This window comes from Candidatus Marifrigoribacter sp. Uisw_064, from assembly GCF_047730175.1.
Classification (GTDB): domain Bacteria; phylum Bacteroidota; class Bacteroidia; order Flavobacteriales; family Flavobacteriaceae; genus Marifrigoribacter.
This window is the reverse complement of the sequence record NZ_CP159833.1, coordinates 480,116-503,881: the sequence shown is the minus strand read 5'-3', so window position 1 is coordinate 503,881 and position 23,766 is coordinate 480,116. Positions and strand designations below refer to the sequence as shown.

Sequence of the window (23,766 nt, the reverse complement as noted above, 5' to 3'; positions counted from 1 at the left end):
AAATGGGCTATAACGGTTAGTATATGAAAAGTAGGCGATTACGAAGCACCAAACTTTCGGTTAAGCACAGACTTTGATACGAGCCAAAAGCCTTGGTTTTATTACTGTTTCGCCTATTTTTTATATACATTGTTAGGCAACGTTTTTTCTCTTTAATTCTATTTCTCCAGTAGTTTCTCTTGATGTCCAATATTCTCCGTCCATTTCAGAAACTTTGAATCCGTCAAAAGTCAATAAAGTAGTACCATAATGTATTTCGCTTCTTTCCCTAACACTACGTTTAGGTGTGTTTTGATAAGAATAGAATAGTCTTTGAAGTCCTCTTTCTGTGTCTATATCAAAAGTAGCTCCTGTACTATAACTAGTGCTTTCTCCTGTTGTGATTTTGATTTGAATATTGAAAAAATTTTGTTCAATTTTTACATTTGTTGGTATTGGGTCTGTGCTTTTATTTTTATAGTTTGACAATAATGTTCCTTCCCATTCTCCGGATAAGTTTGGAAATGGAACTAACCAAGGATAAAATATTTTACATTTCCATAACCATTTTATAAATATTAGCCAAAGTATAATGTTTGTTGAAATAGCTGTAGATATATGGCTTAAAGCTTTGGTGAAATTAATACTATCTAGATTTTGAGTAATTAAAAATATGATTCCATAAACAATGAAAGCTAAACCTATAATTGCAAAAGCATAAATTCTAATGTTATATTTTATCATATTTTGAGTGTTAGTATTCCAAATAATCCCATAATTCTTGCATATAATTATTTACATCTGAATAAGACCATTTTCTTTCTGAATGGAAAAGATAAAATAATTCTGAAACTTCTCCCCATTCTTTGCAGTCAGCTTGTTCTTTTGTGTTCTGATAAATGTATCTAATTGATTCTTTAAGTCTTTCCTCCCAAGTATCATAATCATTCATAATTCTATTTGGTGTATTCCAAACCAAACATTCTAAAAGAAAAGAAGTAATGTTATCGCTTACATTTTCTCCATCATCTATCATTTTATAACGCAACTTCCGATGAAGTCTGGTAAGTCTTTTAAATCTTCTTGAAGTTTTAGAATTTTTGTCTATACCATTTGCAATATGTTGTTTTGGGAAATTCTCTATCCATTTGCTTTTGTCTGTTCTAAATTTTGTGCCAGCCGTATAACCTCCGTTATTTTTAAATCTACGATACTCCCAAGTTGGAACAACATCTGTTTCAATTCTTGTAGAACTAGCAACGATTGTAATACACTTGTCATTACGTTTTACATCAGACCTTCCAAATTTATCGACTAATGCTTGTTCGACATCATCTTTAAATTCTGTATAAGTATATGTAGCTGGATTGGTAAGACCAAGTTCCTCTTTTGTTTTTTCTTTTGGAAGAGTGTAATAGAAACCACCTGTATAACAAACATTTATATCAATATCACTATTAAGTCTTACATTGGTATTATTGGCGTAAGAACCTTGTCCGAATGTTTCAGTTGATTTTTTCTTTAATTTTTCATTTGAGCTTATTGCATCTCTAACACTAGATTCTGAATTTTTAAGTTTAGTTTCTTCAGTTTTACTTGGTGGTTTAGTGTAGCTTGTTAATTGGTCTTCTGTTAATTTTGCCATACAATCAAATAATAATTTCGGTGTTGTTTTTTCCAGTTTTCTTTTTCGCTTTTTGCAAGGCTTGATTTAATCTCTCAATAACTATTTCTTTTGTTTCTCCAATGTTAAACTCTGTTACTCCACAAGAAACAGTAAGGTTAAAGCTGTTGTTGTCAATTCTAAATGTTGAATCTTCAATTAATTTTCTCTTACGTTCAGAAGCAAGTTGAGCATTTGAAATAGTAGTTTCTTTTGCTACAATTAAAAATTCATCTCCTCTCATAAAGTATCTAAAAGTTTCATCTGTTATTCGACCATCTTTATTTAATAAGTTGCCTAGTTTTGACAAAATGCTATCAGCTATTTCATAACTGTTTTCGTCATTAAATTTTTTAAAATCATCAACATCAATTAGAATTAAAGAAATAGGTTCGTCTTTTGTATTTCTCTCATTTTCTATTCTGACAAGTTCTAATTCTAGTGCTTTGTGATTTTTTAAACCTGTCAAATCATCTATCTGGTTTTCAGTTTGTATTAATTTTAATTTTTTGTTAAACAAGTAAATCGAAAGTAAAAAACTAGCCGTAATAAGTAATAGTGAAACTAATACGATTAACCATATTGTTAAAGTAAATTCTACTTTAAGCCATTCCTTTACGACTGGAATATATTTTAAAATTATTACTAGAATAACTGAAAAAAATAAATATTTAATCGAGTCGTAAAAAGCCTTCGAAAGGGCGTCTTTTTTAAATTTTATAAATGAATCTCTTAAATATTTCATTGGTTTCTTTAAATGTTGCCTAACGGTTTTGTATAACGAAAGTGGCGTTTGGTGGCCTGTGATTCGCAAGAGTAAATTTGCGCAGCAAATGTTGGCAGCGCAGCGTGCGAATCAGATGAGCGTTGGAAAGCCGCTTTACGTTTTATTCCGATTTTAAATTTAGTTAATTATATGTTCTAATTTTTAAAACAACTAATTATTTAGCCATTTACGTTATACGTTGTTGGCAACTGGCTTTTAATTCCATTGTTTTCTTTTAATACTCGCTCTTTTCCTTTCAAACCTTTTTTCAATATCATTCGGATAAAAAACTACTTTTCGGTTTGTTACTACAATTGGCATATCAGTAAAATAATTCGGAACTATTTCTAAATCCAAATCACGAATTAAAATATCAATTTCATTAAATTTCGGATTAGATATTTTTATTTTTTCGTTAATCGCTCCTAGATAATAATAGGTAATGTTATATATCTGGTCAACTGCAAATTCCACAGTTCCATTTTCATCTGCTGATTTTATCATTTCTCCATCATTGATTTCAACAGTTGAAAGTCCGAGTTTTAGCTCAAAATCTCTAATTGAAATTATTACTTTGTTTTTCAAATCAGGATTTATAATTCCTTTATAAGTCGTTGCTTTATTTTTCGGCTGATTATAAGTGTTCAGGAAAATAGTATCTCCTTTGTGTTCACTCCAACCTCCTATTCTTTTTACTTCTCCGCCAACACCTAAATAGGTTCTATATTCAAAGGTTTTATCAGGTTTTAATAGAATTTGAGTATAATCTTTTCCATAGAATCTTGAAACTTCTTTCTTGACTGAACAAGAAATAGCTATTGTGCAAATAAATACCAAAAGTAACTTGACTTTCATTTTTCAGCTTGTTGCCAACTTGTTATATCGTTATGTTTATACTCGTTTATCGGCTTGTGTTACTAGATATACATACTTTTTGTGCATTTTTATCTAATTAAAATCCCCACACCGTTCGCCAAAGGCAAATAGGAGTGGGGATAGAAGTTAAAGATACAAAAAATACATGTAGGTATTTAAATAATCTTAGTTTTTTTGTGGGGAGTTTAGTACAGATTGTAAGGTGGTAACTTGGGTTGTTAACTGCTTGTTTTCTTCTTGCAAGCTTTCAATTAATTCATCCTTAGTGGTATATATGGGTGCATCACTGCTAAAATGTTCGGGGAGTTGTGCGGCTAGGTTGGTAATTGCAGCCAATGCGTTAGTCATGGCTGTTTCATCTAGAATCCGGTTGATTCTGTTTTTAGTTAAATTTGACACATATTTAGTTTAAAAATTAAAATTCATTATTTTAAACTAGGGGGTTTTTAGCACGGGGTGCTATAGAAAGGAATTATAAATATAGTAAAAACATAATAACTCTACAAAAATATATGCTTTAAGGCTCTATTTGTTAGGTGTATGTGGGTTCTTGTTAGGTATCAGGATGGTAAAAAAAATATAGTGGAAACGAAGTGTGGTTTAAAAAAACGTTTTAAAAAGATTTAAGTTCAGCATAAAAAAAATCCCCAATCAAATTGGGGATTTTAAAAAAAATAATTATAATATAAGGTAAGCTTTAAGTCTTACTGTCTTGTAAACGTAATTGTGTATTCATCATCAGCTTCATCCACATTTTTAAAGGTAAGCGTCGTATCATTAAGGGTTAGTATTTCGGCTTCGATAGTATCGGTTTCATTTTCACTCGTAATACTTATTATATTTCCATCTATTGAATATGTTTCAGTAGATTCTTCAATTATAGCACATTCATCACCATAATAACCCGTAGAGGTTATTTGCGTACTAGTAAAAACCAAGCTGTATAATAAATCGCATTCATCCAATTCTTCATCTTCTCCGTTAAAGGTACTTGAAGTCTGTAGCCAACTGCCAATTAATAAAGATGAAGTTGTAGAACTACTATCTCCATCATCATCACTACTACAAGAGGTAAATACTAGTAAAAGACATAAGATAAGCGCTGAAGGTAATTTAATGTAATTCATGATTTTAAGTTTTAAGTTTTTGTTAATTACAAATAACTTAATTATTTTATAAATCTCAAGCCTTTTTCTTTATAAAAATAAACCAGGCAATCTGAGTCTAATACCAATTGCATTCCCTGCTTGTTTTCCTGCACTGTAAATTATCGCATCCATAAACAATCAATGCTATCTGTAATAATATGAAGTACAAGTCCGACAGCGATAATTCTGCTCTTTTTAAAATATGCCAACAATACATACACTGCAATTGCCCAATAACTATGTAATGGATGAAAATTTATACTGCAACGCGTAGCAGAAAAGATAGGGTCTGCCAAAAGATGATCTAAGTCGATTAGCATCGTAGCAAGCATAATGAGCCATGCTCTTTTCCAGTTCGACCTAAAAAAAAGGTATGCTATGATCCCTGGTACTAAAAGATGCAGGCTATAATGTGTAATTGTTTGGAGCATGAGCAATTACTTAGTGGTTGAGGCGAATTTCTAACTGTTGTTTTACGGTGTTCCATTCATTATTTAAAATCGAATACACCACAGTATCTCGATACGAACCATCTTGTAATTGTTGATGCTGCCTTAAAATACCATCTTGCTGGGCACCTAATCGAGTTATGGCATTTTGAGAGGCTTTGTTTTCGTGGTGGGTTCTAAACTCTACTGCAATACATTGTAATGTTTCGAACGCATAGCTGAGAAGTAATAACTTTGTTTCTGTATTTTTAGCTGTTCTTTGGAATGATTTTGCATACCAAGTATATCCAATTTCCACCCTTTTATGGGTTGAGGTTACATTGCAAAATCGGGTAGATCCAATAATGGTATTTGTTTTTTTATCTATGATTGTAAAGGGCAATGCATGACCTTCATTTTGTTCATTGAATGCATATTGAAAGTAAGCATCGATTGTTTCTTCGGAAGGAACCGAGGTATACCACAACTTTGATAAATCACCATCACTAGCCGCTTTTAATAAACCTTCACGATGATTTTTTCTTAAAGGAACGAGGTGAACTTCCTTGCCTTCAAGTGTCACTTCACTTAACCACATGTTAGTATTCTTTACTAAATTTTAATAGACCTGAAGCATACTCTTTTATGGTAAGCTGAGTCACTTGTCTCCCGTCTTCATTAAAAATATGAAGGGTCACTTTTTCAGTATCATAAGTCCAAGTGCCATTGATCATTTTATTAGAAGATTTAGCCACTGCGGAATGATAGGTGCATTGTCCGTTTTCTTTTAATTGAAAAGAGAAACGATACAAGTCAATTGTGTCATTATTGTTGGTACAAGGACGATATATACTAAGTTCGTTAGTACCTTCTTCTTTTGAGTCGGTCCAGCAACCTATTAAGTCAGATTCAGTTACTTGTGGTGCTTGTGCATTTACAGAGAAAGTAAATAGGAGGCAGGCTAAAAAAAGAAAATTTTTCATGATCAATTGTTTCAATTAATGGTGCATTTTTTTTTTAAAATCGGATGATTGATTTTTGTTCAATTTACAAAAGTTTTTTGATTCAAATTACAAATTCTTTTGAGCAATTATAAATAAATCAATGGTGTTAGTTCCATCTTGTTCAGGATAGTCTTTTCTAAAAAAGTCAACAATTGAAAGTTCATTATCATTCAATGCTGATTGTAAATAATCGAAAGAATGATAATAAATATATGCCATATCTTCGGAAGAACTTGATTTTGTAACACCAGATTTTTCATAGTCATTTTCCATGGTACTTAGATAGAGATACCCGCCTTTCGAAATTAATTTTGAAACATTTGCTATTAAATCAATGGCATCTTCTTTCGAAATATAAGGCAAACCAAATCCGCATATCGCTGCATCAAATTGTTTGTTAACTGTATTAATATCTCTACAATCCATGGTTTGAAATTCGGCTGTGGGATTATTTTTTTTAGCCAATTTAATCATATTGGGAGCTACATCAATTCCAAAAATTTGATAATCTGGACGTTTATTTAATAGATATTTTGAAATGTTTCCTGGGCCACAAGCGATATCAAAAATTGTTGCATTCTTCTTTGTTACAAAGCGGCAAAAATCATCGTATGAGTCAATGTATAAAGGATTTTCCATGAATTTTTCTTCATATGCTTTTGCTAATCTATTATATGAATCATGTGTTATTTTGTATTTATCTTCCAAGGTATTATTTGTTTGTTTTATTGAACTTGAACAGAACCATTATATCATCACCTGAAACTGGGGCACGTATATTTGTTTTATTTTTAAAATTGTAATAGTCCAAAGATAAGGAATGGGTTGAAATATGGATGATTAAATATATTCAAGATTCTTTCTTATAAAAAACGCAACCCTTACCTTTGCACTTCATCTTGAAAATAGATGTAAAAACAAATTATATACTTATGCCAGGATTTGAAATATTTGGAGAAGAAGAACGTAAACAAGTAAATGATGTATTAGAAACAGGTGTTTTAATGCGTTATGGATTTGATGGAATGCGAAATAACCATTGGAAAGCAAAAGAGTTTGAAACTCAATTTGCAGCCCGTATGGAATCTAAATATTGTCAATTGGTATCTAGTGGGACTTCAGCATTAACCATCGCATTAGCTTCCGCAGGAATAGGAGCAGGGGATGAGGTGATTATGCCTACGTTTACATTTGTTGCTAGTTTTGAGTCGATTATGATGATCGGAGCTGTGCCTGTTTTAGTTGATGTTGATGATACATTAACCCTAAGCCCAAGTGCTGTAGAATCTGCAATTACACCTAAAACTCGCTGTGTAATGCCTGTGCATATGTGTGGTTCTATGGCCGATTTAAACGCGTTAAAAACGATTTGTGAGCGCCATAATTTAATTTTATTAGAAGATGCTTGTCAAGCCTTAGGTGGAACCTATAATGGGAAGCCATTAGGAAGTATTGGTGATTTAGGTTGTTTCTCTTTCGATTATGTAAAGACGATTACCTGTGGTGAAGGAGGAGGGGTAATTACAAATAACTCTGACTATGCAATTAATGCCGATCAATACCAAGATCATGGACATGACCATCATGGAAATGATCGAGGTGCAGAAACACATCCTACTTTAGGATATAATTTTAGAATTTCTGAATTAAATGCAGCAGTAGGTGTAGCACAATTACAAAAGTTAGATGCAATTCTTGAGATTCAGAAAAGAAACTATACGATTATGAGAACTGCTTTAGAGCAAGTTGAAGGAATTACTTTTAGACGTGTACCTGAAGGAGGAGTAGAAAGTTATTCATTTTTGAATTTCTTTTTACCTTCTGAATCTTTAGCGAAAAAAGGACATAAAGCTTTATCTGAAAACGGTGTGGATGCTTGTTTTTATTGGTATGATAACAACTGGCATTATATACATGGTTGGGAACATTTACGCAACCTTACTTCTTTAGGAAAAATGCCTCAAGAAATTAAAAATCAACTACAAGATTTAAATCAGATGGATTTTTCTAAGAGTGATGCTTGGATTAGTAGAACAATATCTTCATTAATAAAAATTGCTTGGACTGAAGAAGAAGTGAAAGAGCGAGCTCAAAAAATGGTCGCTAGTTTACAAAAAATATTGACTGCTTAAATCTAAAGTTTAGCTATTAAAACTTAACGTATTCTAAAATTTCTAAGCCATAACCAATCATCCCTACACGCTTTGTTTGAGAATCACTGTTTGAAACCAATCTAATTTTATGGATTCCTACGTCGTGTAATATTTGTGCGCCAATACCAAAATCTTTAGTGTCCATTTCGATTCTTGGAGCTTTAACAATAGAGTCGTTAGTTTGATTATCTTTAAGTGTTTTTAGTCTATTTAATAAATTAAGGGAATGACTTTGTTGATTGATAAAAACAATAGCTCCTTTTTCATCTTTAAAAAGCTTGAACATATCATCTAACTTCTTGTCTGAATTATTAGTAAGAATTCCTAAGATGTCATTATTAACTAGGGTAGAATTTACACGTACTAAAACAGGTTCATTTTCTTTCCATGTTCCTTTCGTTAGTGCAATATGAATTTGATTATTCGTGGTTTGTTTATAAGCTCTTAGCCTAAAACTACCATATTTGGTATTGATTTTAAAATCTTCTTTTTTATTAATTAAAGAATCATGCTCCATTCTATATGCAACTAAGTCTTCAATCGAAATAAGTTTAAGGTCAAATTTCTTAGCAACATCGACTAATTGAGGCAAACGTGCCATGGTACCATTTTCATTTAAAATCTCAACTAATATTCCTGCGGGTTGAAATCCGGCCAATCGAGCTAAATCGATAGCTGCTTCTGTATGTCCTGTTCGGCGTAATACTCCACCTTCTTTAGCTCGTAAAGGAAATATATGTCCTGGACGACCTAAATCACCTGGTTTCATATCTTTATCAACGAGGGCTTTTATCGTTTTAGATCTATCATGAACAGAGATTCCTGTAGTGCAACCGTGCCCTATTAAATCTACTGAAACTGTAAACTGAGTATGATGTAAAACAGTATTATTTTCTACCATCATATTTAATGCTAACTCTTCACAACGTTCTTCGGTTAAAGGAGCACAAATAAGCCCTCTACCATGGGTAGCCATGAAATTGATCATTTCTGGAGTTACGCTTTCTGCAGCAGCTATAAAATCACCTTCATTTTCACGATTTTCATCATCAACAACAATAATTACTTTCCCTTTTTGAATGTCTTCTATGGCTTCTTCAATGGTATTTAATTTAATTGATGTACCGTTGTGTGTTGTAATCATTTTTCTTTTTAAGTTTATGCAAAGATAAGGAATGAATTACACGTTTGGAGTGAGGGAAATATATATTTTTTTTAGTGAAAGAGGGAAGCGTTATTGTATTATGAATTTTTTTCTTTCTTTTTAAACAATCGTTTAATTCGTTGGTAAAAAGAATCCATATCAATAATTCCTTGATCTGTAGTGGCTCTAATGGTTAGCCAAATTCCTAAGGGAAGAAGGATTAGAGTACTTAACCAAGTGGCAATAAATGGGTGTAATGTGCCGTCTTCAGCACTGTTCTTCGCAAATATTCCAATAAAATGATAGGTTAAAAATAATAGAATTGCTATGACCATTGGGAGTCCCATTCCTCCTTTTCTAATAATAGCTCCAAGAGGGGCGCCCACAAAAAATAATATGATACAGGCTACGCCAAGTGCATATTTTTCATGAAGTGCTATTTCATATTTATTTATTCTTTTATTTTTAACTATAAATTCAACTTTTTTAGACTTTATAGTTTCTATCGTACTGTTTATGTTATTGATAGCTATGGCAATAATCTCAGCTTGTTGATTGGGTTTAAATAGATTTAATAAGGTATCTACAGATACATTATTTTTTATAGCCTTATTTTTGCGCTCGAAATGTTTTGTTGCCCCAGTTCTGTAATGCATATTTTCAGCAAAGGAAGAGATGTTTTTGGTAAAACTTGTTGATAGAGAGTCTATTTCTGTTCTAAGTTCACTAACATTATACATGTTATGGTTACTCAGTTTATTTTCTTTTTCAACATCTTTATTGTTTAATTCAGTAAGGTCAATGTTGATCGTGTATTCTTCAAAATAACTTTTAGCAAAGGGTTTTCTTAACTTCTTTTTTTGGTCTTTTGGTTGGACATCATCATAATAGTTACCGTTTCTTAGAATAAGTGAAAGCGTATTGCTGTTTTCTTCACTTGTAAGTTCTCCAGTTTCAGCAATAATTACTGTATTATTCTGTTTTGCTTTTCCTTCTTTTTTATGAATAACAACATCTTTTAAAAATTGATCATTATCACCATATTTTTCAGAAACCTTGATATTAAATCCCTCTCCAATTTGATTAAACTGCCCTTCAGCTATTACCATGGAAGGTTTAAATTGTTGAATGTTTCGTCTAAGGTTTAACCATTTATATTCAGAATAAGGAATTACATTATTCGCGAAGAAAAATGCAGTAACACTTAATAGTAATATGAAATAGGTAAGACTTCGCATTGCTCTTTGCAATGAAATCCCTGTAGACTTCATAGCTGCAAATTCATAGTTTTCAGAAAGGCTTCCAAAAACCATTAAGGAGGTAACCAATATGGTTAGAGGCAGTACTAAAGGAATTAATTTCGGACTTACAAACCATAGAAATTTTAAAATGATGAAAACATCTAATCCTTTTCCAGCTAATTCAGAAATATATAACCATACGGATTGAAGTATGAATATAAACATCAAAATAATAAAGACGCTCGCAAACGTCCTTAAAAATGAAAACAATATATACCGATCAAGGATTTTCAAAAATTTTAATCTAATTGGTTAATATAATAACCTTCTCCTTCATATTTAGCTTTATTAAAAGTAAATAATGTTTTTGAAACAGGTTGATTGGTTTTGAAAGAATTAACAGTTACAGTATATTGAGTGCCATTAGCATCTGTTTGAATTAACTTATAGATATGTTTTGTTTGTTTGTCAATGCCTAATATAATATCTTTAATTTCTGCATTAGTATCTATAGGAATTAATTTTACAAATTGAATTTTTCTTCCTTTTACAGTTTGTTCCACATCTATTTTATACGTGTATCCTTTTTCATAAAAAGTAAGCATTTTAGAAGGGGTAATCTCCTTATCATCTTTTGGATTATATTTAGAAATTGTTACTTCTTCATCTTCAGGTACAATGGTATAAATATTCGATCCATCAAAAATTCGAGAAATGCCCAACCAGTTTAATACATACTTGTCATTTTGTAAAGTAACATCACCTCGCGTTTCTTGTTTTACATTTTCCTTTTTATTGTTTAATGTATATTTAAATGAAATATTGATATTATCATAGCTTTTAACTTTATTAGAAACTTCGTTTAATAAAGATTTAGCGTTTTGCGCTTGCAAAGAAAATACGGTACCTAAAAGGATACATGCAATTACTAATTTTTTCATTTTAATTATCGTTGTTTTCGTTTTCTAAAAATTGAGTCAAGGCTTCAAGAGTAGGTACAAGTACTTGTCGAGCTTTACTACCTTCAAAAGGACCTACAATTCCTGCAGCTTCCAGTTGGTCGATAATTCTACCCGCTCTATTGTATCCTAATTTCAATTTTCTTTGTAAAAGAGAAGCAGAACCTTGTTGTGCAATAACTAGCACTTCTGCTGCGTCTCTAAACAGTTTATCTCGTTCATTTATATTATTATCAAGATTTATGCCAGCTTCTTCGCCTACATATTCAGGTAATAAATGTGCATCTGGAAACGCTTTTTGTGAGCCAATAAATTCGGTAATATCTGCTACTTCTGGTGTGTCGACAAATGCACATTGTAAACGAACTAACTCATTTCCTTGTGTAAATAACATATCACCTCTACCAATTAATTGATCGGCACCCGAACTATCTAAAATGGTTCGTGAATCAATTTTGGAAGTAACTCTAAATGCTACTCTAGCAGGAAAATTTGCTTTAATGATACCCGTTATTACATTTACAGAGGGGCGTTGTGTCGCTACTATTAAATGTATACCAATGGCACGAGCTAATTGAGCTAGTCGAGCAATAGGAGTTTCTACTTCCTTACCAGCAGTCATAATTAAATCTGCAAATTCATCAATTACTAATACAATATATGGTAAAAATCGATGGCCATCGTTCGGATTTAATTTACGAGACTTAAATTTTGTATTGTACTCTTTGATGTTACGAACCAATGCATCTTTTAACAAGTCGTACCGAGCGTCCATTTCGATACACATAGAATTTAGTGTATGAACCACTTTTGTAGTATCTGTAATAATAGCTTCTTCCGTATCGGGAAGTTTTGCTAAATAATGACGTTCTATTTTATTGAATAAAGTAAGCTCAACTTTTTTAGGATCTACCAAAACAAATTTTACTTCAGAAGGATGTTTTTTATACAATAGCGAAGTAAGGATTGCATTTAATCCTACAGATTTTCCTTGTCCTGTAGCACCTGCCATTAATAAGTGAGGCATTTTAGCTAAATCGACAACAAAAGTTTCATTACTGATCGTTTTTCCTAAAGCTAAAGGAAGTTCCATTTCAGCACTCTGAAACTTAGGTGAAGCGATCACCGAACGCATCGAAACGATGCAAGGGTTTTTATTAGGTACTTCAATACCAATAGTTCCTCTTCCTGGAATTGGAGCAATGATACGTATTCCAAGGGCAGATAATGATAATGCAATATCGTCTTCTAGGTTTTTAATTTTTGAAATTCGAATACCTGCTTCAGGAATAATTTCATATAAAGTAACCGTTGGACCTACCGTAGCTTTAATATTGGCAATCCCAATTTTATAATTATTGAGGGTTTCAACAATTTTATTTTTATTTTCTTCAAGCTCTTGTTGATCTATTGTAATACTAGAGCTTGCCGCATAATCCTTTAAAAGATTAATGGTTGGAAATTTATATTTACTCAGTTCTAATCTAGGATCAAACTCACCAAAATCACTAACTAATTTATCACTTAAACTTTGAGTGACTTCCTCTTCTTCAACGGATTGTTCAACTTCCATTGCCACTTCATTTAAAGCGCTAGGCTCAATATTAATCTTTTCTGAAGTTAATACAGGTTCTAGTATTTTTTCTTCTGAAGATAACACTGTTGATTTTCCTGATAGGTCTAATTCAACTGGTTTGGAATCTGAAGTATCCTCAATAATTTCTGAAATATTTTCTTTAGAAGTTAGATTTTCGTTTTCATTAAATCCATCTGAAGAAAAATCGGAAGCAATTTCTTTTTTAGTGCTTTTAAATGCTGAACTAACATTGTCTGGAGTAATTTTTAATCGGATTACAATATAAATGATTGCCAAAAAAGCCATGACTAAAATGGTGCCTAATAGCCCTATGTAATCTTGTGAAAGATCATTTATTTCATATCCTATAGTACCTCTTAATAAGGGACTTTTACTTGTAAAAAATCCGAAGAAGACAGAAAGCCATATCATGACTAAGATCCCCCAAAACCAAAATTTTCTGAGTTGAGCTTTTGCATAATCAAAAAAGTAATACACGCCAGTTAGGGTAATTAAAAAAGCAAAAATAAATGCAGCAATCCCAAAACCTTTATATATAAAAAAGTGACCTACGTTATTTCCAAATGTATTGAGCCAATTTTTATTTTCAAGTTCTCTATTTGCTAATTCACCAATATTACTTTGATCGGCTTGCCAATTAAAAAAATAAGAAATAAATGAAAAGATAAACGCTAGGCCTAAAAAAAATAAGAAACTACCAAAAATAACTTTTTGCTGTTTAGACAGCTTAAAAGAAATTCTTTTACGCGGTTTTTTGGAGGTTCTAATAGTTTTGGTATTCTTCTTAGCCATTTAAAAGTAAATGTATAAAAGCAAAAATACAAATATCAAACGGTACATACTAATTAATATTTCGAGTAATTATAGCACTCAAATACATTCTTTGGAATTTATGTTAAAACTTAGGAATGTAAATGATACAAGCAATTATAACTGCTGCAATAGCAGTAAAAAACACAGCACCTGCAGCAACATCTTTAATATATCCAATTTTTGTATGATGTTCGGGATGAATAAAATCTGCAATTTCTTCAATAGCAGAATTAGCACCTTCAACTCCCATAACAACTGCAATAGTTAGTATTTGAATCATCCATTCTGTAGAAGAGATTTCAAAATAGAAACCAGCTATGGTTACAATTAATGCTATAAAAGCTTGTACTTGAATACTTGCTTCATATTTTAATAACATAAAAGCGCCTTTAAATGCATATCCTACTCCTTTTAATCGTTTCAAAAGGAAAGAATTTTTTGTAGCCATAGAATTTAATTTTTAGAGATTTCAAAGTTACAATTTAAAATAAATTTAATAAAAAAGGAGATTAACAATTAAGTTAACCTCCTTTTTCTTACTCAACTTAAAAAAATATTAGTCACATCTTGGACCATAAACTCCTTCTAGTATTCCTTGAAACACTAAGATAATTTCATTATTAATGATTAATTCTATAGGGTACACAAGATCATATCCTAAATCTAAATATTCATCAACTTCTTGATTGTTACTTATGTTTGCATAGGTTCCATCTAATTCCATTTGGATAGGGAATCCATACTCATAACAATTTGGATTTGGGTCACAATCGACTAAATCACCTTGATCATATCCATCACAAAAGGCTAGACAAATATTATCATATTCTTCAATTCCTCCATTTGGAGTCTGAACACACACTGGATCATATACATCTGGACATTCATCTTCACAACTAGTTCCTCCACAATCTATGAAATCTGTATACCCTGCGCATTCTGCATAGCAAGCATTTAAGAAAGTAAGAATAATGGTTTGTCCATTTTCTGTGATTTCTACACAAACTGGATCTTCATTTTGAGGGCAATTATCTTCACAACTATTATTTAAGCAATCTGGTGCTAACCATTCAGCTTCTACACAAGATTCTGAAATTTCATTGATACAAACTTTTAGGTAGTCATTATCAAAACCACTTAACTCAAAGTTATCAATTGTAATAGGAAGGTTAAATAAAGAGAAATCACCAATAAATGTGTCATTTCTAGTATATAATTGAAAAAGTTGCTGTCCTTCACAATTTTCAACATCAAAATCGATGGTTAATGCGTAGGTACCGTCATCGTTACATTCGCCAATAATTACTTCAATGTCTTCTATTTCACATTCATCATTTTCACAATCAACAAGGTCTTCTTGATCGTATCCATCACAAAATGCTAGACAAATATTGTCATACTCTTCTAATTCTCCATTGTCAGTTAATACACAAACTGGTTCATACACATCTGGACATTCATCTTCACAACTGTCATTTTCACAGTCAATAAAATCTTCTTCAGTATAGCCTTCACATTCTGCATAACATGCGTTTAAGAAAGTAATAATTGTGCCATTCGCTTCTACACAAACAGGATCTTCCTCTTGTGGACATTCATCTTCACAACTGTCATTTTCACAATTTACTATATCTTCTTGATCGTAACCATCACAAAAGGCAAGGCAAATATTATCATACTCTTCAATTTCACCATTTGGAGTTTGAACACAGACTGGTTCATATTGATCTGGACATTCATCTTCACAACTGTCAGTTACGCAGTCAATAAAATCTTCTTCCGTAAAACCTTCGCATTCTGCAAGGCATTCATTTGCAAATGTTATAATTATTATATCATTGTCATCGATAATTTCAACACATACTGGGTCTACAACATCAGGACAGTCGCATGGATTATCAAATCCACAGCTTTCAATTAAGGCAATAAATTCTTCTTCATTATTAATGGAGATGATTTCAATTTCGTTGCTGTCTTCATTGAACACTTCAACTTCGAATGGAAATTCGATCCCTACGATATATAGATCTTCAGTTGAATTAATAAGTACTAGTATTAATTCTTCAAAATTATTTACAGTGACCGTTGTACCATTATTATACTCTAAATTAATTGGGTATACAAAATCGAAACAGAAATCGAATATGATATTTCCAGTTGGATTTTCCATATCATTTAAAGAGCCATCTTCATTAATGATAAGTTCTAAATTAGTTAGTGCGCTTCTTAAAGAAGCACTTTCCGTAACATTTGCCATATCATCAATGATGTCATCATTGTTTTGGCAGGATGTTAATACCGTAAGGGCCATTAACATTGAGAAAAAAAGCAATTTTATATTTTTCATTTTCAATAGTTTTTAAAATTAGAATTTATGGTATTAATCGATTAATACTACTTAGACACCTAGCATTAAAAAAACCCTACCGAAAAACATTTTTATTTTTTGCATAGTTTTGAAGTTGTAAATTACCAATTTTAATACAATATGCCAGAAGACAGAACCCAAATTTGTAAACCTGAGGTTTTCGAAAAAATCTTTAGCACCTATGCTAAAGATTTAAAACGATATATCTTTTTTAAGACTCAGGATATGGATTTAGCGGAAGATATATTACAAGAAACTTTTATAAAACTCTGGGATAATTGTAATGCGGTTACTTTTTCGAAAGTGAAAAGTTATTTATATACGGTTGCTACAAATATTTTTTTAAATCATATAAAGCATCATAAGGTTAAAATGGTGTATAAAAAAAACTATGTAAAAACTAGCACCAATGAATCGCCAGAATTTATAATGATTGAAAAAGAGTTTTTAGAGAAAATTGAAAATACAATACGTAGTTTACCACCTTTACAAAGAGAGGTGTTTTTATTAAACAGAATTGAAAAAAAGAAGTATAAAGAGATCGCTGTAATGCTTGATATTTCTGTGAAAGCTGTTGAGAAAAGAATGCATTTAGCTTTAATTGTTATCAGGCAAGAAATCGGAAACGTATAAATTATTGAAAATAAAGTAGGGTAATTAATTTATAAGTTGTCATAGTAATAAGAAAGATGGAAAAAAATAAAAGTCATATTGAAAATGAAACATATCTAGCTCAATGGATTGCTGGGGACATTACAGATGCTGAATTGAAAAATATCGTTTCAGAATCTGACTATCTAGCTTATTTGAAAACTAGAAAAAGTTTTGAGGTTTTAGAAGCTTTGGATCAGCCTCTAGAGGTATCTTTTGAAAAAATTCAAGAAAAAATTTCAAAACGAAACAAAACTAAAATTATACGATTAAAAAGATATTGGGCTGTTTCAGTAGCAGCTTCAATTATATTGTTTTTCGGGTTATTTTCAATGTTTTCAAGTTCTAAAACCTTCGTAGAGACTTCTTTTTCAGAACAAAAAACTATTACTCTTTTAGATGGCTCTGAAGTAGTTGTGAATGCAAAATCTAAACTGACCTACAATGAAGAAACTTGGGCTGAAAATAGAGAGGTAACATTAGATGGAGAAGCCTTCTTTAAGGTTAAAAAAGGAAGTACATTTAAAGTTAAAACAACGAATGGGACTATCACTGTTTTAGGGACTCAATTTAATGTAAATTCTAACCAAGATTTTTTTGAAGTAATTTGCTATGAAGGTAAAGTTCAGGTAAATCAAGGGTCTGAAAATCATCTGTTAACTCAAAGCAAATCCCTTAGAAAAATTAATGGAAACCCGCTAGAACAATGGAATACGAATACTGAAAACCCAACATGGATCACAGGAGAAAATAGCTTTAAAAGTGTGCCTCTTAAATATGTGATTTTTGCGCTAGAAAAACAATATCAAACTAAATTCGATGTTTCGATGATCGATGTTAAAATGATATTTACTGGAAGTTTTAGCTCAAATGATTTAGAAGTTGCATTACTATCTGTTTTTAAAACAATGCGTATAGATTATTATAAGAATGATAAAAATGAATATGTGCTTCGTCACTCCAAATAAACTTATTTGGATTTTATTTTTAAGTACTACTTTTTTCTCTTTTGCACAAGAAAAGAAAACAGCCATTTTATTTTTTGAGAATGAACCAATTATAGCCGTTTTAACAAGTATAGAAGATGTTTTTGATATACGTTTTTCATATCCAGATAAGCTTTTAGAAGGCACACAAATTTCTCTTTCTGAAAAAGAATGGAGTGTTAATGAAGTTTTATCAGAACTATCATCACAAAGCACGTTACATTTTCAATTTATAAATGAACGTTATGTTATTGTAAGTGAGAAGATGTTATCATTGGATGAGGTTCAAGTATTAGAGGATGTTGTTATTAAGAGCTATTTAACCGAAGGTATTTCCAAAAAAAAGAATGCTGTATTTATTTTAAAACCTAATAGAATAGGTTTATTACCAGGATTAATTGAAGCAGATGTTCTAGAAAGCATTCAACAATTACCTGGAGTTAATAGTATAAATGAAACAGCCTCAGGATTAGTAGTTAGGGGAGGAGGCACAGACCAGAATAGAATGATTTGGAATGGAATTAATATATACCATAAAGGACATTTGTTTGGAATGATATCCCCATTTAACTCTAATAGTACAGCACAAGTTTTATTTGTCAATAAAGGAACTCATCCAAGATATGGTGAGCGAATATCAAGTGTAATTGATATTTCATCACATTCTAATATAGCCAATGAAGTAGAGGCGAAATTTGGGGTCAATGGTATTAGTGCAGATGGGTATGTACATATTCCAGTTTTGAAAAACAAATTAAGTATTCAAGCATCAATAAGAAGAAGTTATACGGAATGGTATGAGTCTTTTACTTTTCAGAACTATGCTGAAAAGGTTTTTCAAACCACAAAAATTGAGCATGAAAACGATTCGTATAATGATTTTTATTTTATAGATTATAATGTCAGCTTACAGTATAAACCGAACGAAAATCATACGATTAAGCTGAATACTATTTACATTGATAATAACTTGGATTTTATAGGGAAAGACTCTTTTAATACTAATTCATTTAACGATATTTTAGCTATTAAAAATGAAGGGTATGGGATGCAATGGGATTGGAAATTAAATTCGAAATATCAAATTAAAACAAATGCATTTGCTTCAAAATATAGGTTGAATTATAATTATATTGAAAGAAATACACTAGAACAAGTTTCAGATTTTGATAAACGTAATATTGTTTTTGATTCAGGCATTACTTCAGAAATTAATTTTAAAGCGTCAAAAGATGCATTATTTACAGCAGGGTATCAATATAATTTTAAAGATGTAAGCTATGCTTATTTGCAAACAGATGAACTGTCTTTTGTGTTAGATTCAGATCAAAAAAGAGCTTCTACACACTCATTGTTTGGAAATTACTCATATACTAATTCTAAAATAGTTCATATTGAAGCAGGTTTTAGAATCAATAATTATAGCAGTTTTAATACCCTAAAATTTGAGCCGAGAATTTTAGTTTACAAAAATCTATTTAAAAATATAGGAGTTCAAGTTTCTGGTGAGATTAAAAATCAAATTATAAATGAAATTGATGAGACTGTGGTAAGCGATTTATCATTGGAGAATAAACTGTGGAGATTGGTGGACGGTTCAAAATTTCCAATTATAAATAGCAAGCAATTTTCTGCGGGTTTTGTCTACACTAATAAAGGTTGGAATATCGATTTAGATCATTATTATAAAAAAATTAAAGGAGTATCAGCACTCTCCTTAGGTTTTTTAAATCCAGTTGATAGTGATTTTCATATAGGAGGGCAGGATATTTTTGGAATTGATTTTTATATACATAAATCATTTAGAAATTTCAATGCTTGGTTAAGTTATTCATACAATGATGTTACTTCGACATTTGATGGCTTAAATAATAATAAATCCTTTCCTTCAAGTAATAATATTAGTCATTCATTTTCAACTTCATTTGCTTATAAATGGAATAATTTTCAATTGGCAATTTCTTGGAATTGGAGAACAGGAAAACCCTATACTGAAGCAATCGTTAATCCTGAAACTGGAGCGATTAGTTTTTCTAAAATTAACTCTAAACAATTGCCCGAATACCATCGATTAGATCTTTCATCAACCTATCATTTTAAATTTTCAGAAGAAAGCAAATTAAATGGTAAAGTAGGATTTTCAATACGTAACTTATATAATAAGGACAACCATTTAAGTAGAGAATATTCTGGGAATAATGGTCTGAATGATCCTATTGAAGTTATAGATAAAACTTCATTAGGTTTCACTCCCAATTTTATATTCCAATTAACATGGTAATTTTTTAATTATACTAATGCTTCTAAAGCTTTGCTATAATCAGGTTCTTGGCCTATTTCATTAACTTGTTCAGCGTAAATAACAGTATTGTCTTTATTAACTATGATAACACATCTAGAATGTAAATCATCAAAAATACCATCGGTCATCATCAAACCATAATCATTACCAAAAGCACCATTTTTAAAATCTGATAACATAATAACATTTTCTATGCCTTCAGCTGCACAAAATCTTTCTTGAGCAAATGGTAAGTCTCTAGAAATACAAAGAACTATAGTATTTTCTATACTTGCAGCAGACTTGTTAAACTCTCTTACTGAAGTTGCACATACTGCTGTCTCGACACTAGGAAATATATTTAAAATAAGGTTATACCCATTAAAATCTTTAAGAGTTTTTGTTGATAGATCTTTAGCTACTAATTTAAAATCTAAAATAGTAGTGTTAATTGCTGGAAGGTTTCCTGAAGTGTTAACTGGGTTACCGCCCAAAGTAATATTAGCCATTGGTTTTCTTTTTAATTTAACCATAAAAGTAAAAAAAATATATAGTGAAAGAACGACTAAATTAAAAAGTTTTTAAATTATTTTAATGTATAAATTAACTAGGCTATAAATTTTATTGATAAACATATAATTTATTAAAATAAAATAAAAATGTGTTTTTGATATGTAATGATTAAATTTATAAGAATTTAAATGTTAATAAAAAAAACAATGGAGAACAACAATAATGGTGACGATATAAGCAAATGCCCTTTTTTTAGTGGCTCTCAAAAGAAAACCGCAGGTGGAGGAACTAAAAATCGTGATTGGTGGCCAAATGAATTAAAACTAAATGTTTTACGTCAACATGCGTCTAAATCTAATCCATTGGGTGAAGACTTTGATTATGCAAAGGCTTTTAATAGTGTAAATTTTGAAGATTTAAAACAAGATGTTATTCATTTAATGACCGATTCTCAAGATTGGTGGCCAGCGGATTATGGTCATTATGGAGGATTTATGATTCGTATGGCATGGCATAGTGCTGGAACATATCGTGTTGGTGATGGAAGAGGAGGAGCTGGAACAGGAACACATCGTTTTGCACCATTAAATAGTTGGCCAGATAATGGAAACTTAGATAAAGCTCGTTTATTATTGTGGCCTGTTAAAAAGAAATATGGGAATAAAATCTCTTGGGCAGATTTAATGATTCTTGCAGGAAATTGTGCTTTAGAGTCTATGGGCTTTAATACTTTTGGTTTTGCAGGAGGAAGAGAAGATGTTTGGGAGCCGGAACAAGATATATATTGGGGAAGTGAAACAGGCTGGTTAGATAATGATGATCGTTATGATACAAGTGATGGTGACCTAGAAGGTCATTTAGGTGCGGTTCATATGGGATTAATTTATGTGAATCCAGAAGGTCCTAATGGAGAACCAGACCCTTTAAAATCGGCACACGATATCCGAATTACATTTGGTCGTATGGCGATGAACGATGAAGAAACGATCGCTTTAATTGCTGGTGGACATACCTTCGGAAAAGCGCATGGTGCAGCCGATCCTGATAAGTATGTTGGAGCCGAACCTCATGGTGCTTCAATTGAAGAAATGAGTACAGGTTGGAAAAATACCTTCGGAACAGGAGTTTTAGATGATACAATTACAAGTGGTATTGAAGGTGCTTGGACACCCAACCCAATACAGTGGGATGCAGATTATTTTGATGTACTCTTAAATTATGACTGGGAATTAACTAAAAGCCCAGCGGGTGCACATCAATGGACACCAACTGCATCATCTAATGCACGTATGGCTCCAAAAGCAGGAGGTAATGGAACACAAGCTTTGATGATGACTACGGCAGATATGGCTTTGAAAATTGACCCAGTATTCTTAGAAATATCACAACGTTTTCATAAGGATCATAAAGCTTTTGAAGATGCGTTTGCTAGAGCTTGGTATAAATTAACCCATCGCGATATGGGACCAATTCATCGGTACTTAGGACCAGAAGTTCCTAAAGAAGAATTAATATGGCAAGATCCTATTCCAATTGTTGATTATACGTTATCAGATGCTAATATTGCTTCATTAAAACAGATGATTTTAGCTTCCGGACTTTCAGTGTCTCAATTGGTAACAACAGCTTGGGCTTCTGCTTCTACATTTAGAGGTTCAGATATGCGTGGTGGTGCTAATGGAGGTCGAATTAGACTGGAACCTCAAAGAAGCTGGGAAGTAAATAATCCAACTGAGTTGAATAAAGTTTTAACTATTCTAGAAGGTATTCAAAATGAATTTAATGGTAGCATTTCTATGGCAGACTTAATCGTTCTTGCTGGTGTTGCTGGAGTTGAAGAAGCAGCTAAAAATTCGGGTCATACGATATTAGTACCATTTACTCAAGGAAGAGGAGATGCCTCTCAAGAACAAACTGACTTAGAATCGTTTGGATATTTAGAACCCTTAGCTGACGGATTTAGAAACTATATGAATTCTAAATTGGATGTTGCCGCTGAAGACCTATTAATTGATCGTGCAAACCTTTTAACGCTTTCAATTCCTGAAATGACTGCTTTAGTTGGAGGATTAAGAGTATTAGGAACAAACTATGATGGTTCTAGTTTTGGTGTATTTACAGATACTGTTGGAAGTTTAACGAACGATTTCTTTACAAATATTCTTGACTTTACCTATACTTGGAGTGCAACGTCAGAAGATGATACCATCTTTGAAGGTCGTGACCGTAGAACTGGAGAAATGAAATTTAATGGAACACGTGCAGACCTTATCTTTGGTTCTAATACCGAATTAAGAGCAGTTTGCGAAGTGTATGGTTCTAATGATGGACAAGAGAAGTTTGTAAACGGTTTTGTTGCAGCTTGGACTAAAGTGATGAATTTAGATCGATATGATTTAAAATAAATTATATTGAAAAATAAAAAAGCCACTCGTTTGAAGTGGCTTTTTTATTTATATGAACTAGAACTAGTTTACATGTTTTTCTAAAAATTCTGAAACACCTTCATGTGTTGCTCGCATTCCAGTTTTTCCTTTATTCCAATTTGCAGGACAAACTTCGCCATTTTCTTCTACAAACTGTAGGGCATCAACCATACGTAAAGCTTCATCTACATTTCTACCTAATGGTAAATCGTTAACGATTTGATGACGTACAATACCTTCCTTATCAATTAAGAATAAACCTCTGTAAGCGATTAATTCACCTTCGGCATGTAACATATCATTGTCATCATAGTAATAGTCGCCAGCTAATACATCATAGTTTTTAGAGATAGTTTTATTAGTGTCGGCAACCATAGGATACGTAATTCCTTTTATACCTCCTTGTTTTTTTTCCATTTGTAACCAACCAAAATGTGATTGTTCAGTATCGGTAGATACAGCAATAACTTCAGTGTTTCTAGAGTTGAAATCTTCTAGTCTTTCTTGAAATGCATGCAATTCCGTAGGACAAACAAATGTGAAATCTTTTGGGTAAAAGAATAATACAACATGCTTCTCTCCAATGAATTGATCTAAAGAAAAATTATCTACAAATTCGCAACCATTTACAATCGCTTTTGCATTAAATTGAGGTGCTTTTTTTCCTACTAATACTGCCATTTTAAAATATATTTTTTGTGTTTAAATTTAAATTTGGCGGCAAAGATATGTATTGCATAAAGAGTAACAATACGCATTTATTTAAAAAT

The 23,766-nt window shown here is 31.6% G+C and carries 23 protein-coding genes; 5 read left to right on the top strand and 18 right to left on the bottom strand.

Features of this window, described 5'->3' with window-relative positions:
• Window positions 1-132 precede the first annotated feature (132 nt).
• The 10 genes from ABXT64_RS02275 to ABXT64_RS02230 all read right to left on the bottom strand — a co-directional run bounded on the left by ABXT64_RS02275 (window position 133) and on the right by ABXT64_RS02230 (window position 6,572).
• Complete coding sequence (locus tag ABXT64_RS02275) at window positions 133-723, bottom strand: hypothetical protein (RefSeq protein ID WP_443633769.1); 591 nt, start codon at window positions 721-723, stop codon at window positions 133-135.
• A gap of 10 nt (window positions 724-733) precedes the next feature.
• Window positions 734-1,624, bottom strand: coding sequence for a nucleotidyltransferase domain-containing protein (locus ABXT64_RS02270; protein WP_443633768.1), 891 nt, complete (start codon window positions 1,622-1,624; stop codon window positions 734-736).
• Between the two features lie 4 nt (window positions 1,625-1,628).
• The gene (locus tag ABXT64_RS02265) at window positions 1,629-2,387 is read right to left on the bottom strand and encodes a GGDEF domain-containing protein (RefSeq protein WP_443633767.1); all 759 of its coding nucleotides are present in this window, start codon (window positions 2,385-2,387) and stop codon (window positions 1,629-1,631) included.
• 237 nt (window positions 2,388-2,624) lie between these two features.
• Window positions 2,625-3,263 (bottom strand): hypothetical protein, encoded by a 639-nt coding sequence (locus tag ABXT64_RS02260; protein WP_443633766.1) that lies wholly within the window; start codon window positions 3,261-3,263, stop codon window positions 2,625-2,627.
• Between the two features lie 186 nt (window positions 3,264-3,449).
• The gene (locus ABXT64_RS02255; protein ID WP_443633765.1) at window positions 3,450-3,632 is read right to left on the bottom strand and encodes a hypothetical protein; all 183 of its coding nucleotides are present in this window, start codon (window positions 3,630-3,632) and stop codon (window positions 3,450-3,452) included.
• A 356-nt stretch (window positions 3,633-3,988) separates the two neighbouring features.
• The gene (locus tag ABXT64_RS02250) at window positions 3,989-4,411 is read right to left on the bottom strand and encodes a lipocalin family protein (RefSeq protein ID WP_443633764.1); all 423 of its coding nucleotides are present in this window, start codon (window positions 4,409-4,411) and stop codon (window positions 3,989-3,991) included.
• Between the two features lie 140 nt (window positions 4,412-4,551).
• On the bottom strand, window positions 4,552-4,863 hold the full coding sequence (locus ABXT64_RS02245) for a DUF6122 family protein (protein WP_443633763.1): 312 nt from the start codon (window positions 4,861-4,863) through the stop codon (window positions 4,552-4,554).
• A gap of 10 nt (window positions 4,864-4,873) precedes the next feature.
• Window positions 4,874-5,458, bottom strand: coding sequence for a GNAT family N-acetyltransferase (locus tag ABXT64_RS02240; protein ID WP_443633762.1), 585 nt, complete (start codon window positions 5,456-5,458; stop codon window positions 4,874-4,876).
• 1 nt (window position 5,459) lies between these two features.
• Complete coding sequence (locus ABXT64_RS02235; protein WP_443633761.1) at window positions 5,460-5,843, bottom strand: hypothetical protein; 384 nt, start codon at window positions 5,841-5,843, stop codon at window positions 5,460-5,462.
• A gap of 87 nt (window positions 5,844-5,930) precedes the next feature.
• On the bottom strand, window positions 5,931-6,572 hold the full coding sequence (locus tag ABXT64_RS02230; protein WP_443633760.1) for a class I SAM-dependent DNA methyltransferase: 642 nt from the start codon (window positions 6,570-6,572) through the stop codon (window positions 5,931-5,933).
• A gap of 224 nt (window positions 6,573-6,796) precedes the next feature.
• On the opposite strand from ABXT64_RS02230, the gene ABXT64_RS02225 reads away from it, so the two are divergent.
• Window positions 6,797-7,996, top strand: coding sequence for a DegT/DnrJ/EryC1/StrS family aminotransferase (locus ABXT64_RS02225; RefSeq protein ID WP_443633759.1), 1,200 nt, complete (start codon window positions 6,797-6,799; stop codon window positions 7,994-7,996).
• Between the two features lie 16 nt (window positions 7,997-8,012).
• On the opposite strand, the gene ribB is transcribed toward ABXT64_RS02225, so the two are convergent.
• The 6 genes from ribB to ABXT64_RS02195 form a co-directional block, all read right to left on the bottom strand.
• Window positions 8,013-9,161, bottom strand: coding sequence for a 3,4-dihydroxy-2-butanone-4-phosphate synthase (gene ribB / locus ABXT64_RS02220; RefSeq protein WP_443633758.1), 1,149 nt, complete (start codon window positions 9,159-9,161; stop codon window positions 8,013-8,015).
• 98 nt (window positions 9,162-9,259) lie between these two features.
• Window positions 9,260-10,672, bottom strand: a complete 1,413-nt coding sequence (locus ABXT64_RS02215; RefSeq protein WP_443634901.1) for an LptF/LptG family permease — start codon at window positions 10,670-10,672, stop codon at window positions 9,260-9,262.
• 29 nt (window positions 10,673-10,701) lie between these two features.
• The gene (locus ABXT64_RS02210; RefSeq protein WP_443633757.1) at window positions 10,702-11,343 is read right to left on the bottom strand and encodes a LolA family protein; all 642 of its coding nucleotides are present in this window, start codon (window positions 11,341-11,343) and stop codon (window positions 10,702-10,704) included.
• A 1-nt stretch (window position 11,344) separates the two neighbouring features.
• Complete coding sequence (locus ABXT64_RS02205) at window positions 11,345-13,750, bottom strand: DNA translocase FtsK 4TM domain-containing protein (protein ID WP_443633756.1); 2,406 nt, start codon at window positions 13,748-13,750, stop codon at window positions 11,345-11,347.
• Window positions 13,751-13,853: 103 nt separating this feature from the next.
• On the bottom strand, window positions 13,854-14,219 hold the full coding sequence (locus tag ABXT64_RS02200; RefSeq protein ID WP_443633755.1) for a diacylglycerol kinase: 366 nt from the start codon (window positions 14,217-14,219) through the stop codon (window positions 13,854-13,856).
• Between the two features lie 108 nt (window positions 14,220-14,327).
• Window positions 14,328-16,118: a hypothetical protein gene (locus ABXT64_RS02195; RefSeq protein WP_443633754.1), complete on the bottom strand. Its 1,791-nt coding sequence runs from the start codon at window positions 16,116-16,118 to the stop codon at window positions 14,328-14,330.
• A 141-nt stretch (window positions 16,119-16,259) separates the two neighbouring features.
• Here ABXT64_RS02195 and ABXT64_RS02190 point away from each other — a divergent pair, with 141 nt between their 5' ends.
• Genes ABXT64_RS02190 through ABXT64_RS02180 form a run of 3 tightly spaced genes read left to right on the top strand, consistent with a single transcriptional unit; the run spans window position 16,260 to window position 20,057 of the window.
• Window positions 16,260-16,772: an RNA polymerase sigma factor gene (locus tag ABXT64_RS02190; RefSeq protein ID WP_443633753.1), complete on the top strand. Its 513-nt coding sequence runs from the start codon at window positions 16,260-16,262 to the stop codon at window positions 16,770-16,772.
• 56 nt (window positions 16,773-16,828) lie between these two features.
• The gene (locus tag ABXT64_RS02185; protein WP_443633752.1) at window positions 16,829-17,758 is read left to right on the top strand and encodes a FecR family protein; all 930 of its coding nucleotides are present in this window, start codon (window positions 16,829-16,831) and stop codon (window positions 17,756-17,758) included.
• On the top strand, window positions 17,730-20,057 hold the full coding sequence (locus ABXT64_RS02180) for a TonB-dependent receptor plug domain-containing protein (protein ID WP_443633751.1): 2,328 nt from the start codon (window positions 17,730-17,732) through the stop codon (window positions 20,055-20,057). Before ABXT64_RS02185 ends, ABXT64_RS02180 begins: the two co-directional genes overlap by 29 nt.
• Window positions 20,058-20,065: 8 nt before the next feature.
• On the opposite strand, the gene tpx is transcribed toward ABXT64_RS02180, so the two are convergent.
• Window positions 20,066-20,566, bottom strand: coding sequence for a thiol peroxidase (gene tpx, locus ABXT64_RS02175; RefSeq protein WP_443633750.1), 501 nt, complete (start codon window positions 20,564-20,566; stop codon window positions 20,066-20,068).
• Window positions 20,567-20,776: 210 nt separating this feature from the next.
• On the opposite strand from tpx, the gene katG reads away from it, so the two are divergent.
• Window positions 20,777-22,975, top strand: coding sequence for a catalase/peroxidase HPI (gene katG, locus ABXT64_RS02170; RefSeq protein WP_443633749.1), 2,199 nt, complete (start codon window positions 20,777-20,779; stop codon window positions 22,973-22,975).
• Window positions 22,976-23,038: 63 nt separating this feature from the next.
• Here katG and ABXT64_RS02165 read toward each other — a convergent pair whose 3' ends face one another.
• Complete coding sequence (locus ABXT64_RS02165) at window positions 23,039-23,677, bottom strand: peroxiredoxin (protein ID WP_443633748.1); 639 nt, start codon at window positions 23,675-23,677, stop codon at window positions 23,039-23,041.
• Window positions 23,678-23,766: the final 89 nt, after the last annotated feature.

Bases quoted from the DNA above. Each gene is read 5' to 3' on its own strand.
- ABXT64_RS02275 (WP_443633769.1), bottom strand. From the start codon at position 723: ATGATAAAATATAACATTAGAATTTATGCTTTTGCAATTATAGGTTTA.
- ABXT64_RS02270 (WP_443633768.1), bottom strand. From the start codon at position 1,624: ATGGCAAAATTAACAGAAGACCAATTAACAAGCTACACTAAACCACCA.
- ABXT64_RS02265 (WP_443633767.1), bottom strand. From the start codon at position 2,387: ATGAAATATTTAAGAGATTCATTTATAAAATTTAAAAAAGACGCCCTT.
- ABXT64_RS02260 (WP_443633766.1), bottom strand. From the start codon at position 3,263: ATGAAAGTCAAGTTACTTTTGGTATTTATTTGCACAATAGCTATTTCT.
- ABXT64_RS02255 (WP_443633765.1), bottom strand. From the start codon at position 3,632: ATGACTAACGCATTGGCTGCAATTACCAACCTAGCCGCACAACTCCCC.
- ABXT64_RS02250 (WP_443633764.1), bottom strand. From the start codon at position 4,411: ATGAATTACATTAAATTACCTTCAGCGCTTATCTTATGTCTTTTACTA.
- ABXT64_RS02245 (WP_443633763.1), bottom strand. From the start codon at position 4,863: ATGCTCCAAACAATTACACATTATAGCCTGCATCTTTTAGTACCAGGG.
- ABXT64_RS02240 (WP_443633762.1), bottom strand. From the start codon at position 5,458: ATGTGGTTAAGTGAAGTGACACTTGAAGGCAAGGAAGTTCACCTCGTT.
- ABXT64_RS02235 (WP_443633761.1), bottom strand. From the start codon at position 5,843: ATGAAAAATTTTCTTTTTTTAGCCTGCCTCCTATTTACTTTCTCTGTA.
- ABXT64_RS02225 (WP_443633759.1), top strand. From the start codon at position 6,797: ATGCCAGGATTTGAAATATTTGGAGAAGAAGAACGTAAACAAGTAAAT.
- ribB (WP_443633758.1), bottom strand. From the start codon at position 9,161: ATGATTACAACACACAACGGTACATCAATTAAATTAAATACCATTGAA.
- ABXT64_RS02210 (WP_443633757.1), bottom strand. From the start codon at position 11,343: ATGAAAAAATTAGTAATTGCATGTATCCTTTTAGGTACCGTATTTTCT.
- ABXT64_RS02205 (WP_443633756.1), bottom strand. From the start codon at position 13,750: ATGGCTAAGAAGAATACCAAAACTATTAGAACCTCCAAAAAACCGCGT.
- ABXT64_RS02200 (WP_443633755.1), bottom strand. From the start codon at position 14,219: ATGGCTACAAAAAATTCTTTCCTTTTGAAACGATTAAAAGGAGTAGGA.
- ABXT64_RS02195 (WP_443633754.1), bottom strand. From the start codon at position 16,118: ATGAAAAATATAAAATTGCTTTTTTTCTCAATGTTAATGGCCCTTACG.
- ABXT64_RS02190 (WP_443633753.1), top strand. From the start codon at position 16,260: ATGCCAGAAGACAGAACCCAAATTTGTAAACCTGAGGTTTTCGAAAAA.
- ABXT64_RS02185 (WP_443633752.1), top strand. From the start codon at position 16,829: ATGGAAAAAAATAAAAGTCATATTGAAAATGAAACATATCTAGCTCAA.
- ABXT64_RS02180 (WP_443633751.1), top strand. From the start codon at position 17,730: ATGAATATGTGCTTCGTCACTCCAAATAAACTTATTTGGATTTTATTT.
- tpx (WP_443633750.1), bottom strand. From the start codon at position 20,566: ATGGCTAATATTACTTTGGGCGGTAACCCAGTTAACACTTCAGGAAAC.
- katG (WP_443633749.1), top strand. From the start codon at position 20,777: ATGGAGAACAACAATAATGGTGACGATATAAGCAAATGCCCTTTTTTT.
- ABXT64_RS02165 (WP_443633748.1), bottom strand. From the start codon at position 23,677: ATGGCAGTATTAGTAGGAAAAAAAGCACCTCAATTTAATGCAAAAGCG.